Source organism: Arenimonas terrae (assembly GCF_006265115.1).
GTDB classification, from domain to species: domain Bacteria; phylum Pseudomonadota; class Gammaproteobacteria; order Xanthomonadales; family Xanthomonadaceae; genus Arenimonas; species Arenimonas terrae.
This window is the reverse complement of sequence record NZ_SMDR01000004.1, coordinates 159,778-172,464: the sequence shown is the minus strand read 5'-3', so window position 1 is coordinate 172,464 and position 12,687 is coordinate 159,778. Positions and strand designations below refer to the sequence as shown.

Below are 12,687 nucleotides of genomic sequence, written 5' to 3'. Positions count from 1 at the left end.
CAGTCTAGCAGCGCCGGGCGGGCAGGGCGGTCGCTTGCTAAGCTTCGCGGCGGAGGAAAGCCATGGACCCGATCACACTTCCGCGAGAGTCTGTGCCCAGAGAAGCGGGCTTCCGGTTGCGCGGCGCCCAGGTGACCCGCCTCGAGACCTTCGTCGACGCCGCCTTCGCCTTCGCGCTGACCCTGCTGGTGATCGCCGGCGACAACCTGCCCGACAGCTTCGCCGAACTGCGCGAGGCGCTGCGGCGCATCCCGGTGTTCGTGCTGTGTTTCGTGCTGATGGCGATGATCTGGTCGGCGCACAACCGCTGGAGCCGGCGCTACGGGCTGGAGGATGCCTGGTCGACCGTGCTCAGCCTCGGCCTGGTGCTGGCGGTGCTGGTCTATGTGTATCCGCTGCGCATGGTGGTGGCCAGCGGCCTGTACGTGATGACCGGCGGCTTCGTGCCGGCCGATCTGGTCGTCGATCCCGAAAACATCACCTACGACCTGCAGACCGCCTTCATCATCTATGGCCTGGGCTTCGGCGTGATGGCGGTGATCCTGCTGCTGCTGAACCGGCATGCGCTCAATCGTGCGGATGACCTCGGGCTGGACGAGCTCGAGCGCATCGAGACCCGCGGCGAGATCGGCATCCAGGCGCTGCTGGCCGGCGCGGCCGGGCTCAGCATCGCCATCAGCGGCGTGCTGCTGGTGTTCGAGGGTGCGCGCTACGGGCCGCTGGTCGCCGGGTTGCCGATGTACGTGTACATGGGCCTGGGGCTGGTGATCCCCTTCCATGTCGCCCGGGTCGAACGCGCCAAGCGGCAACTGACGGCGGGCGGCTGAGTGGCGGCCTTCTATGTCACCGGCACCGACACCGGCGCCGGCAAGAGTGTCGCCAGCGCCGCGCTGCTGCATGCGCTGCGCCGCGGCGGCGCCACCGCCGTGGGCATGAAGCCGGTCGCCAGCGGCTGCGAGGCCACGCCCGAGGGCCTGCGCAACGAGGATGCGCTGGCCCTGATCGCCGCCAGCGACCCGCGCCCCGATTACGGCTTGGTCAATCCCTGGGCCCTGCCCGAACCGACCGCGCCGCAGATCGCCGCGGCCCTGGCTGGTGTGCGCGTGACCCTGCCGTCGATCGTGGCGGCCTACGCTCGCCTGGCCACCATGGCCGAGCACGTCGTGGTCGAGGGCGTCGGCGGCTGGCTGGCCCCGCTGGCCGACGACCTGGAGCAGGCTGACCTGGTGCGCGCCCTGGACCTGCCGGTGATCCTGGTGGTCGGGCTCCGGCTCGGCTGCCTCAGCCATGCCCGCCTCACCGCCCGCGCCGTCGAGGCGGACGGCTGCCGGCTGGTGGGCTGGATCGGCAGCCGCATCGATCCGGGGTTCGACGCCTTGTCCTATCAGCCCCTGCTGGATCGTGCCTTATCGGTGCCCTGTCTCGGCGAACTGCCACATTCACCGGGGGCCGAGCCCGCCCTGTTGAGCAGGCACCTTGCCCTGCCCTGAATGGACCGGGACTTTCGGGCTAGTGCCATTTTCGCTCGATAGGCTAAGCTAAACTCATCAGTATAGTAATTGGTCCTATTACGGCCGGCCGGTCCGGCCCGACTTTTGCCTGAGGTAACCCCTGCATGCGCCGCTCCCTTTCCGTTTCCCTGCTTTCGCTCGCGCTCGTGGGCGCCCTGGCCGCCTGCTCGGGCGAAGACCCGGCCGCCGCCCAGGCCGGTGGCCCGCCGGGCGGCATGCAGCTGCCCGTCGAAGCCGTCACCGTGAAGGCCGAGCCGCTCCGGGCCGGGCTGAGCACGGTCGGCACCCTGCGCGCCGACGAGTCCGTGGTCGTGCGCCCCGAGGTCAATGGCCGGCTGGTGAAGATCCACTTCGAGGAAGGCCAGCGCGTGAAGCAGGGCGATCCGCTGTTCACGCTGGACCCCGCCGTCGCCCAGGCGGCGCTCAGCGAGGCCCTGGCCAACCTCGAGAACGCCCGCCGCGCCGATGCCCGCGCCAGCGACCTCGGCTCGAAGCAGCTGCTGTCGAAGTCCGATGTGGACACCGCGCGCGCCCAGCTGGGCGTCACCCAGGCGCGGGTGGAATCGGCCCGCGCGCAGCTGGACAAGACCACCATCGTCGCGCCCTTCGGCGGCGTGATCGGCCTGCGCGAGGTGAGCGTCGGCGAAGTCGTCAGCCCCGGCCAGGCGCTGGTGAACCTGGTACGGCTGGATCCGATGGAAGTCGATTTCAGCCTGCCCGAAAGCGACCTGGGCCTGGTCGCCACCGGCCAGCCGGTGACGGTGACCGTGGATGCCTTCCCCGGCGAGACCTTCGAAGGCAAGGTTTCGGCGATCGAGCCGGTGATCGACATCAACAGCCGCAGCGCCAAGCTGCGCGCCAGCGTCGTCAATCCCGACTACAAGCTGCGTCCGGGCCTGTTCGCGCGCATCACGCTGGGCGTGGGCGATGCCGGCACCACCGCGATCCTCATTCCGGAGCAGGCGCTGCTGCAGGAAGGCGAAACCCGCTTCGTGTACGTGGTGAAGGACGGCAAGGCCGCGCGCGCCAACGTCACCACCGGCCAGCGACTGCCGGGCCGCGTCGCCGTGGTCGAGGGCCTGAAGGAAGGCGACCAGGTGATCACCGCCGGCCAGGGCAAGCCGATGATGTACGAAGGCGCGGGCGTGATGGTCGTGCCCGAAGGCGGCGCCCAGCCGCCGGCCGCCGCCGCCGCGGGCGAAGCGCCCGCGCCCGCCGCCGACGCGCCCGCGCCCGATGCCGAAGCCAAGCCGGCCGGCGACGGCGAATAAGCGGAGCCACGCATGGTCCTTTCAGACATTTCGATCCGTCGCCCGGTCTTCGCGACGGTCATCAACCTGGTGGTGCTGCTGGTCGGCGTGATCGCGTTCGACCGCCTCGCGGTGCGCCAGATCCCGAACGTGGACACGCCGGTGATCACGGTGAACACCACCTATCCCGGCGCCAGCGCGCAGGTGATCGAATCGCAGGTGACCCAGCCCATCGAGGACGCGCTGTCGGGCGTCGAGGGCATCGAGTACATGCAGTCGGTCAGCCGCGAGCAGTCCAGCCAGGTGACCATCCGCTTCCGGCTCGACCGCGACCCGGACGGCGCCGCCTCGGACGTGCGCGACCGCGTCGGCCAGGCCCGCGGCCTGCTGCCGGACGAAGTCGACGAACCGATCATCCAGAAGCAGGAAGCCGACGCGCAGCCGATCATCTACCTGGCCTTCTCCTCCGACCGCCACAGCCGCGTCGAGATCGCCGACTACGCCGAACGCCTGGTCAAGGACCGCGTGCAGACGATCCCGGGCGTCGCCCAGGCCCAGGTGTTCTCCAGCACCTACGCCATGCGCGTGTGGCTGCAGCCGCAGCGCCTGGCCGGCTTCGGCCTGACCCCGGTCGACGTCGAGAACGCCCTGCGCGCGCAGAACGTCGAGATCCCGGCCGGCCGCGTCGAGAGCAGCGACCGCGAGTTCACCGTGCTGTCGGAGACCGACCTCAAGACGCCCGAGCAGTTCGGCGAAGTCATCCTGGGCAACGTCAACGGCTACCTGGTGCGGCTGAAGGACGTCGCGCGGGTCGAGCTCGGTTCGCAGGAGGAGCGCTTCACCTCGCGCTTCAACGGCGTCAACGCGGTGCCGCTGGCGGTGGTGAAGCAGGCCGTCGCCAACCCGCTCGACATCTCGGCCGACCTCAAGGCCATGCTGCCGCAGATCCAGCGCAGCCTGCCCGAGGGCATGAAGATCGAGATCGCCTTCGACACCACCATCTTCATCGAGAAGTCGATCGAGGAGGTCTACAAGACCGTGGGCGAGGCGGTGATCCTGGTGGTCGTGGTGATCTTCCTGTTCCTGCGCAGCTGGCGCGCGACCCTCATTCCGCTGGTGACCATCCCGGTCTCGCTGATCGGCGCGTTCGCGATCATGTTCGCCTTCGGCTTCACCATCAACACGCTGACGCTGCTGGCCATGGTGCTGGCGATCGGCCTGGTGGTGGACGACGCGATCGTGATGCTCGAGAACATCTACCGGCACGTGGAGGAGGGCATGCCGCCCTTCGAGGCGGCGCTCAAGGGCAGCAAGGAAATCGGCTTCGCCATCGTTGCGATGACCTTGACCCTGGTGGCGGTTTACGTGCCGCTGGCCTTCCAGACCGGCCGCACCGGCAAGCTGTTCATCGAGTTCGCGCTCACCCTGGCCGGCGCGGTGCTGGTGTCGGGTTTCACCGCGCTGACGCTGTCGCCGATGATGTCGTCGAAGCTGCTCAAGCACGAGACCTCGCACGGCGCCTTCTACAACTTCGGCGAACGGATGCTGTCCGGCCTCGACCGCGGCTATCGCGCGGTGCTTGAGAAGGCGCTGAAGCTTCGCTGGGTGGTGGTCGGCGTCGGCCTGGCGCTGTTCGCCGGCGCGGGCGCGCTGTGGATGACGTTGCCGCAGGAGCTGGCGCCGCAGGAGGACCAGGGTTTCCTGATCGGTTTCGGCGTGGCGCCGGAAGGCTCCACCGTCGCCTACACCGACAAGTACGCCCGGCGGATGGAGGCCAGTTTCGAGCAGATTCCCCAGGTGAAGCAGTACTTCCAGATCGTCGGTTTCCCGGCCGTGACCAACACCATCGGCTTCGTGATGCTGCAGGACTGGGAAGAGCGCGACGTCAGCACCCAGGACGTGCAGGGCCAGCTGTTCCCGCAGTTCATGGGCATCCCCGGCATCATGGCCTTCCCGACGCTGCCGCCGCCGCTGGGCCAGGACGGTTTCGGCCAGCCGGTGAACTTCGTCGTGCAGAGCACGGGAACCTGGGAGGAGCTGGGCCAGACCGTGCAGGCGCTGATGGTGAAGATGCGCGAGAACCCGCAGCTCACCAACCCCGACTCCGACCTCAAGCTCGACAAGCCGCAGCTGCGCCTCGAGCTCGACCGCGACAAGGTGGCCGACGTCGGCACCTCGGTGAGCACGGTCGGCCGCACGCTGGAAACCCTGCTGGGCGGCCGCAACGTCACGCGTTTCAAGATGGGCTCGGAGCAGTACGACGTGATCGTGCAGGTCGAGAACGACGGCCGCCGCACCCCGGGCGACCTGAGCAACATCTTCGTGCGCGCCGGCGACGGCCAGATGGTGCAGCTGTCGAACCTGATCACCGTCGAGGAGACGGTGGCGGCCAAGGAGCTCAACCACTTCAACAAGCTGCGCGCCGCGACCATCAGCGCCGGCCTGGCGCCGGGCTATTCGATGGGCGAGGCGCTGGACTGGATGGAGGGCGCGCTGGAGGAAGTGGCGCCGGAGGCGCAGTACGACCTGTCCGGACAGAGCCGTGAGTTCCGCGAGTCGGCCAGTGAGTTCGGCCTTATCATGGGGCTGGCCGTGGCTTTCATCTTCCTGGTGCTGGCCGCGCAGTTCGAAAGCTGGGTGGACCCGCTGGTGATCCTGCTGGCGGTGCCGCTGGCGATGTTCGGCGCCTTCCTGGCCCTGGTGCTCAGCGGCCACGGCAGCTGGAACATCTACAGCCAGATCGGCATCGTCACCCTGGTCGGCCTGATCGCCAAACACGGCATCCTGATCGTGGAGTTCGCCAACCAGCTTCAGGAACGGGGTCAAACCGCTTTCGATGCGGTCCTGGATGCAGCGGCCCTGCGCCTTCGCCCGATCCTGATGACCACCGGCGCCATGGTGCTGGGCTCGCTGCCGTTGGCCATTGCCACCGGCGCCGGCGCCGAGGCCCGCAACCAGATCGGCTTGGTCATCGTCGGCGGCATGGCGATCGGGACGCTCTTTACGCTGTTCGTTATCCCGGTCGTGTACCTGGTGCTTCACGCATTCGTGCGCTGGCTCATCGCCCAAGTGCGTAAGCTGTTCGGACTACCTCCCGCCGAAGCCAAAGCCTGAGAAGGAACACTCTGCAAACCCCGGCTCCGGCCGGGGTTTTCTTTTGCGCGCCGCCCGGCCGGATCAGTGGCCGGCGTAGCGGCAGCCCGAGGTGCAGGTCTCGTGCACCACGATCAGCGACAGCGCCGGCAGCTTGGGCTTGAGCTCGTTCCAGATCCAGCGCGCGAGGTTCTCGCTGGTCGGGTTCTCGAGGCCGGGGATGTCGTTGAGGTAGTGGTGGTCGAGGCGGTCGTAGATCGGCGCGAACACCTGCTTGATGTCGCCGAAGTCCATGATCCAGCCGGTGTGCGGATCCGGCGTGCCGCCGACATGCAGTTCGACCGCGAACGAGTGCCCGTGCAGGCGCGCGCACTTGTGCCCCGGCGGCACGTTCGGCAGCCGGTGTGCGGCCTCGATGCGGAAGACCTTGAAGATGTCCATGGACGGGCGCCGGTCGAAGGGACGCGGATTCTACACCCGGGCCAGCGGCGACGCCGCCCTCGCTGGCGGCGTCGGCGACTGCGGGGCGTTCCGCCCCTGCCCGCTCAGTCTGCGGGCGCTGCCGCCAAGCGGATGTCCTGCGCGAGCCCGAACTCCTCCGGCCCGAAATCGAAGGCCAGGGACTGGCCCTGTGCCGACAGGTCGAGCGTGAACGCGACGAAGCGGGTCTCGCCGTCCATCACCGCCAGGCCGAAGCCCTCGAAGCGGCGGCCGCCGCGATCGAGCCGCGAAGCCTGGGCAGAGTTCAGCGCGAAGCGGACCTCCGAGTCCGGATGCGCCTGCGCCAGCGACCGCTGCACGGCGTCCTGCAGGCTCCACGCCGGCGCGGCGGACGCGGGTTCCGGCATCGGCCGCGCGACCGGCAGCAGCCGGTAGCTCACGCGCGACAGCCTGCCGTCCGTGGCGTCGTACCGTCCGCTCAGCCGCACCCGCGTCCCGGTGTCCCCGGCGGCCGCAAGCGTGCCGGTGGCTACGATGTGCTGCACGCCGGCGTCGTCGGCATCCGTCACGTCGATGCGGTCGGGCTGCCAGTCGCTGCCGACGGCCCCCGGGATGTGCCGGAAGGCGGCGGAGGCGACCGCATCGCGCAGCCGCTTTTCCGCGGTCACCCCGGGCTCCGCCGGGGTCGCCGGCGCGGCGACGGGCGTCGGGTCGGGCAGGGCTGCGGGTTCCGGCGCGCTCAGCCAGGGCGACGCCAGGCCGATCGACGCCGCCAGCGTGAGGGCACCAAATGCACGCGCGGTCATGGCCGGCCCCAGGCGGCATCGCCGGACGCCGGCCCCTGCGCGGGCGCCTCGCCCGCCGGTGCCGACCAACCGGGCGCCAGCCGCGCAGCGGCGACCCGGGCGCGCAGCGCCTGGCCCTGGGCCCCGGCGACGGCCAGGTCGGCCGCGGCCCAGAGCAGATCGGATTCGTTCAAGTCTTCGCGAACCAGCACGGTCATGTCGGCGATCTCCGGAGGGGCCTGCCCGGGAAAACGCAGCAGGAACCGTGCCAGCGCCGCCGCGTTCGGAAAACCGGTGCGTATGCGGGGTTCGCCCTGCGAAATGCGCCCCTCGGATCCGGCAAATTGCCCGATGCCATGCGCAATCCCGAAAGGAGGGCTCTCTCCGTACCCCGCGCGCCGCCCGCGAAGATAGCAATGCTTCGCACGTCATCCATGATGAACGCCATTTGTAGGCTATCGCTATCTGCAGAGTGTGACGGCCTTCAAAAGCGCGCGTCTCCGCACGGCGTGACAGACCATCTAACGGTCATCGGTCACCGCTCCTGCCTGCACCCGAAAGACCCGCTGCTAGCATCCGCGCGCCCCAGTACATGCGGGTTGAAAAAGTTTCAGGGGGCAGTGTGTCGATCAGCAGTGGAAGCACGGGCAGCGCGCAAGCCGCGCCATCCGTCCAAGACGATGCGGAAGCGCGGACGGCGGAAGCCGCTGGCGCCGCGCCGCCTCGCGGTGCCAAGGACCTGGGCCTGGCGGGCCTGGTCGTGCTGGCCCAGTTCCATGGCGTGGCGGTCCAGCCCGAACAGCTGCGCCACGAGGCGGGCCGCGGCGACGCCCCCTTCGATGAAACCGAGCTGCTGCTCGCGGCCAAGAAGATCGGCCTGAAGGCCCGGGTGGTCGACCAGCCGGCCGGCCGGCTCGACCGGATCGCCCTGCCGGCCCTGGCCCTGCAGCCGGACGGCGGCCACTTCGTCATCGCGAAGTTGAGTGCCGATACCGTGCTGGTGCACGACCTGCAGCAGCGCGGGCCGAAGATCCTGCCCCGCGCCGAGTTCGAACGGACCTATGCCGGCCGGCTCCTGCTCGTCGCCTCGCGCGCGGCGCTGGCGGCCGAGCTGGCCAAGTTCGACTTCAGCTGGTTCGTGCCGGCGGTGGTCAAGTACCGCAAGCTGCTGCTCGAAGTCTTCGTGGTGTCGTTCTTCATCCAGATGTTCGCGCTGGTGACGCCGCTGTTCTACCAGGTGGTGATGGACAAGGTGCTGGTGCACCGCAGCCTGACGACGCTGGACGTGATCGCCGTGGGCCTGCTGTCGATCGCCGTGTTCGACATCGTGCTCAACGGGCTGCGCACCTATGTGTTCGCGCACACCACCAGCCGCATCGACGTCGAGCTGGGGGCAAAGCTTTTCCGCCACATCATGGCCTTGCCCCTGGCCTACTTCGAGTCGCGCCGGGTCGGCGACACCATCGCCCGCGTACGGGAGCTCGAAAACATACGGAACTTCCTCACCGGACAGGCCCTGACCTCGGTGCTGGACCTGTTCTTCACCGTGGTCTTCCTGGCCGTGATGTTCTACTACAGCGGCTGGCTGACCCTCATCGTGGTCATCTCGCTGCCCTGTTACGCGCTGTGGTCGGCCGGCATCACGCCGGCGCTGCGCTCGCGGCTGAACGAGAAGTTCGCGCGCGGCGCCGACAACCAGTCCTTCCTGGTCGAAACCGTCAGCGGTATCGGCACGGTCAAGGCGATGGCCGTTGATCCGCGCATGACCCGCGCCTGGGACAACCAGCTGGCGGGTTACGTGCACGCCGGCTTCCGCGTCGCCAAGCTCGCGAACATCGGCCAGCAGGGCGTGCAGCTGATCCAGAAGGTCGTCGCCGTCGCCATCCTGTGGTGGGGCGCGAAGCTGGTGATCGAAGGCAAGATGACCGTCGGCCAGCTTATCGCCTTCAACATGCTGGCCGGCCAGGTCGCCGCGCCGATCCTGCGCCTGGCGCAGCTGTGGCAGGAGTTCCAGCAGGTCGGCATCTCGGTCGAACGCCTGGGTGACATCCTCAATACCCGCACCGAAGCCAACGGCAGCCGCATGGCGCTGCCGGCGATCAAGGGCCGCGTGACCTTCGAGAACGTCGCCTTCCGGTACCGGCCAGACACGGCCGAAGTGCTGGCCGGCGTCAGCCTCGATATCGCGCCGGGCGAAGTGATCGGCATCGTCGGCCGCTCGGGCTCGGGAAAGAGCACGCTGACCAAGCTGGTGCAGCGCCTGTACGTGCCCGAGCGCGGGCGCGTGCTGATCGACGGCAACGACCTGGCGCTGGCGGATCCGGCCTGGCTGCGTCGCCAGCTGGGCGTGGTGCTGCAGGAAAACTTCCTGTTCAACCGCAGCGTGCGCGAGAACATCGCCGTCTCCGACCCGGGCATGCCGCTGGAGCGGGTGATCGAATCGGCCAGGCTGGCCGGCGCGCACCAGTTCATCCTGGAGCTGCCCCAGGGTTACGACACCGTGGTGGGCGAGCACGGCGCCAGCCTCTCCGGCGGACAGCGCCAGCGCATCGCCATCGCGCGCGCACTGGTGACCGACCCGCGCATCCTGATCTTCGACGAGGCCACCAGCGCCCTCGACTACGAGTCCGAACACGCGGTGATGGCCAACATGCGCTCGATCTGCAAGGGGCGTACGGTGCTGATCATTGCCCACCGCCTGTCGACCGTTCGCATGGCGAACCGGATCGTGGTGGTGGAGAAGGGGCGCCTGGTCGAGAGCGGCAGCCACGCCGAACTGCTGGCCAAGGCCGATGGCCACTACGCACGGCTGCATCGCCTGCAGTCGGGGGAGGCCTGAGATGGCGGGTTCCCTGGCCGCGCTGCGCGAGTTCTTCGGCCGCTACACGCGCGTATTCAAGGCCGCGTGGTCGGTGCGCGACAAGATGGATCCGCCGCCGCGCCAGGGACAGGAGCTGGAGTTCCTGCCCGCGCATCTGGAGCTGACCGACACGCCGGTGTCGCCGGCCTCGCGCTGGATCATGCGGGCGATCATGGCGCTGTTCTGCGTGGCCCTGCTGTGGGCCTGCCTGGGCCAGCTCGACATCGTCGCCGTGGCCACCGGCAAGACGGTGTCCAGCGGCCGGACCAAGGTGGTGCAGCCGCTGGAGCCGGGCGTGGTGCGGCGCATCCTGGTGCGCGACGGCCAGCAGGTGAAACAGGGCGACCTGCTGATCGAGCTGGACTCGACCGCTTCGGGCGCCGATTTCGCGCGTGCGGGCGAAGCACTGCAGGCCGCGAAGCTGGCCGAGTTGCGCTTCCGTGCCCTGCATGCCGCCATCGATTCGGGAACCGACCCGGTATTGCCCGAGCTGACGGGCATCGAGCCCGCGCGCCTGTCGGCCGAGCGCCAGCTGGCCCTCAGCCAGCACGCCTCGTTCCGCGCGCGCCGCCAGACCCTGGACGCGATCGTCGCCCAGCGCGAAGCCGAGCTGGCCACCACCACCGAGCTGGTGACGCGGCTGGAGGAGTCCGCGCAGATCGTTATCGCCCGCGCCGCCGACTTCCGCGACCTGGTCGAGAAGAAGTACGTCGCCCGGCACGAATACCTCGCGCTCGAGCAGGAACGCATCGCCGCCGAACGCGACCTGGCGACGCAGCGCAACCGCTTGGTCGAGATCCGTTCGGCCCTGGCCGGCGCCCGCGAAGAGCGCCGCTCGATGATCGCCGATACGCGCCAGCAGCTGCTCGATGGCCTGCGGCAGGCCGAGGACCAGGTGCGCCAGCTGACGCCGGAGGTCGCCAAGACCGGCCGCCGCGACAATCTGATGCAGCTCACCGCGCCGGTGGACGGCGTGGTGCAGCAGCTCGCCGTGCACACCGTCGGCGGCGTCGTCACCGAGGCGCAGCCGCTGCTGGCCGTGGTGCCGGAAGACGAAACGCTGGAAGTCGAAGCCCTGGTCCTGAACAAGGACATCGGTTTCGTGCGCGCCGGCCAGACCGCGACGGTGAAGGTCGAAAGCTTCCCCTACACCCGCTACGGCTACCTCACCGGCACCGTCGAGAACGTGTCGCTGGATGCCATGCAGCACGAAGAGCTGGGACTGGTGTTCCAGGCGCGCGTGAAGCTGGACCGCGCATGGCTCGACATCGACGGCGCGCGAGTGCGACTCACGCCTGGTATGGGGATCAGCGTCGAAGTCAAAACTGGAGAACGGACTGTAATTGATTACCTGCTCAGTCCTCTGAGGACGTACGTATCCGAATCGGTTCGAGAGCGATGAAGCTGCCATTCGAAAAAGAGCAAACGAAAATCACTGGTCTGGACTCTACTATTCGCTACTTCTTGGTAGCGAGTTTTGCAGCGTCGATTCTGCCGACTTCGTTTCTGAGCACAGTCGGGACTTCATATGCAGGGCGGCATCTGTTGCCGCTGTTCGAAACTATTGCCGCCGCCTCTCACTCACCGGCCCTGTACCGGGGTTTTTTTGGATCGCTGACTGTTCTCGCTCTGTTCGCGTTGCCCGCGAGTTTCTACGCCGTTGGTAGGGAGCAGGCAGAGCGCGCGCAGAGGTCGCCCACGGCGGGCTGGGTTCTAGCTGCGGTTTGCGCCCTTCTTGCGTGGTGGGTGCTAGGGATTGAAGTTCAGTACACCGCCCGCGAAGGCCGAGCCGGAGCATTCCAGTTTCTGCTGGCTAACAGGGTTGGAATGACCCTAATTGGCGCTCCTCTCGCAACTGGCCTGTATGCGCTGGTAGCCGTCGCAACTGCACCCTTCGCATTGATGATGCGCGATTTGATCAGGGCCAAGTAGCCCGCCACAGACAACAATCAAGGAGACTTAAAGATGCCGACGCCAGACAACACCCAGCCGACCCCGCCCACCTACAGCGACTACATCAGATGGGCAACGACAACTGCCAGTCTTTATGCCGCTGCGCTAGGTGGAGCAATCAACTCCTGGCGCCTGCAGGGCGGAATGGCACAAGGCGACTTTGATAGTTTTGCTCGTATCCTTGGCCAGCACCTTCAAGTCCATACAGACGTGGCTCGAGAGGCTGCGGCTCGCGCCGCAGCGGCCGGCGACATCGCCCAGGCAAACTACTGGAACAACGTTGCAAGCACCGCTCAGCAGTTGGCGGACCCGTTGAATAGCCCAAGCTACCAGACAAGAACGGCGGGTCTCCAGAATGTACTGGACAGCGTCAATCGCAACATAGGTTCGCTCGGGCGCGTAGGCGGAGAAGCAGTCGGCCCGATTGCTGACATCGCTTCTCTTATCAACGGAATGGCGAGTGGAGACGCGGCAGTAATTGCCCGGGCGGTTGCCGGCGTGGTTACCGGAATCGTCGCAGGAGCCGTGGCTCTTGGCATTGGTGCGCTCGCTGCCGCTGCGGGCGTCGTACTAGGCCCCATCACACTAGCAGCGATTGCGCTCGCGTTGGCTGCGGGGGCCGAGTTCAGTGGGCTCAACAACGAGTTGGGCGACAATTTCATTACGCCGATGCTGGACTACCTGCGCGATCTGCTTCAAGGAACCGACTGGTGGGATTCGCTGTTCGATGATCCGATGGCAAGCATAAATGAGGAATTCGGTCGAGCGCAGGGTTACCAGCCCCGCCGGGATCC

General features: G+C 67.8%; 10 protein-coding genes. 7 read left to right on the top strand and 3 right to left on the bottom strand.

All coding sequences use genetic code 11. The features are described 5' to 3' along the window. Positions 1-62: 62 nt before the first annotated feature. From E1B00_RS14540 to E1B00_RS14525, 4 genes are all read left to right on the top strand, one after another. Positions 63-827 carry a TMEM175 family protein gene (locus E1B00_RS14540; RefSeq protein WP_139450076.1) on the top strand — a complete coding sequence of 255 codons (765 nt, stop codon included), beginning with the start codon at positions 63-65 and terminating at the stop codon, positions 825-827. Further along, positions 828-1,490, top strand: coding sequence for a dethiobiotin synthase (gene bioD, locus E1B00_RS14535; protein ID WP_139450073.1), 663 nt, complete (start codon positions 828-830; stop codon positions 1,488-1,490). A gap of 125 nt (positions 1,491-1,615) precedes the next feature. After that, on the top strand, positions 1,616-2,782 hold the full coding sequence (locus tag E1B00_RS14530; RefSeq protein WP_139450070.1) for an efflux RND transporter periplasmic adaptor subunit: 1,167 nt from the start codon (positions 1,616-1,618) through the stop codon (positions 2,780-2,782). A gap of 12 nt (positions 2,783-2,794) precedes the next feature. Beyond that, positions 2,795-5,875 carry an efflux RND transporter permease subunit gene (locus tag E1B00_RS14525; RefSeq protein WP_139450068.1) on the top strand — a complete coding sequence of 1,027 codons (3,081 nt, stop codon included), beginning with the start codon at positions 2,795-2,797 and terminating at the stop codon, positions 5,873-5,875. Between the two features lie 63 nt (positions 5,876-5,938). Here the strand turns inward: E1B00_RS14525 and queD are convergent, their stop codons facing one another. From queD to E1B00_RS14510, 3 genes are all read right to left on the bottom strand, one after another. Continuing rightward, on the bottom strand, positions 5,939-6,295 hold the full coding sequence (queD, locus tag E1B00_RS14520; protein ID WP_139450065.1) for a 6-carboxytetrahydropterin synthase QueD: 357 nt from the start codon (positions 6,293-6,295) through the stop codon (positions 5,939-5,941). A 104-nt stretch (positions 6,296-6,399) separates the two neighbouring features. After that, on the bottom strand, positions 6,400-7,101 hold the full coding sequence (locus E1B00_RS14515) for a hypothetical protein (RefSeq protein ID WP_139450063.1): 702 nt from the start codon (positions 7,099-7,101) through the stop codon (positions 6,400-6,402). After that, positions 7,098-7,298: an acyl-CoA carboxylase subunit epsilon gene (locus E1B00_RS14510; RefSeq protein ID WP_139450060.1), complete on the bottom strand. Its 201-nt coding sequence runs from the start codon at positions 7,296-7,298 to the stop codon at positions 7,098-7,100. Before E1B00_RS14510 ends, E1B00_RS14515 begins: the two co-directional genes overlap by 4 nt. A gap of 521 nt (positions 7,299-7,819) precedes the next feature. On the opposite strand from E1B00_RS14510, the gene E1B00_RS14505 reads away from it, so the two are divergent. From E1B00_RS14505 to E1B00_RS14495, 3 genes are read left to right on the top strand one after another with little or no spacing between them, the layout of a single operon-like run. Beyond that, positions 7,820-9,919 (top strand): type I secretion system permease/ATPase, encoded by a 2,100-nt coding sequence (locus tag E1B00_RS14505; RefSeq protein ID WP_246048746.1) that lies wholly within the window; start codon positions 7,820-7,822, stop codon positions 9,917-9,919. Position 9,920: 1 nt separating this feature from the next. After that, positions 9,921-11,342, top strand: a complete 1,422-nt coding sequence (locus E1B00_RS14500; protein WP_139450056.1) for an HlyD family type I secretion periplasmic adaptor subunit — start codon at positions 9,921-9,923, stop codon at positions 11,340-11,342. Continuing rightward, entirely contained in the window at positions 11,339-11,872 is a 534-nt protein-coding gene (locus E1B00_RS14495; RefSeq protein ID WP_139450054.1) for a hypothetical protein, read from the top strand. The genes E1B00_RS14500 and E1B00_RS14495 overlap by 4 nt, the downstream gene beginning before the upstream one ends. Positions 11,873-12,687 lie beyond the last annotated feature (815 nt).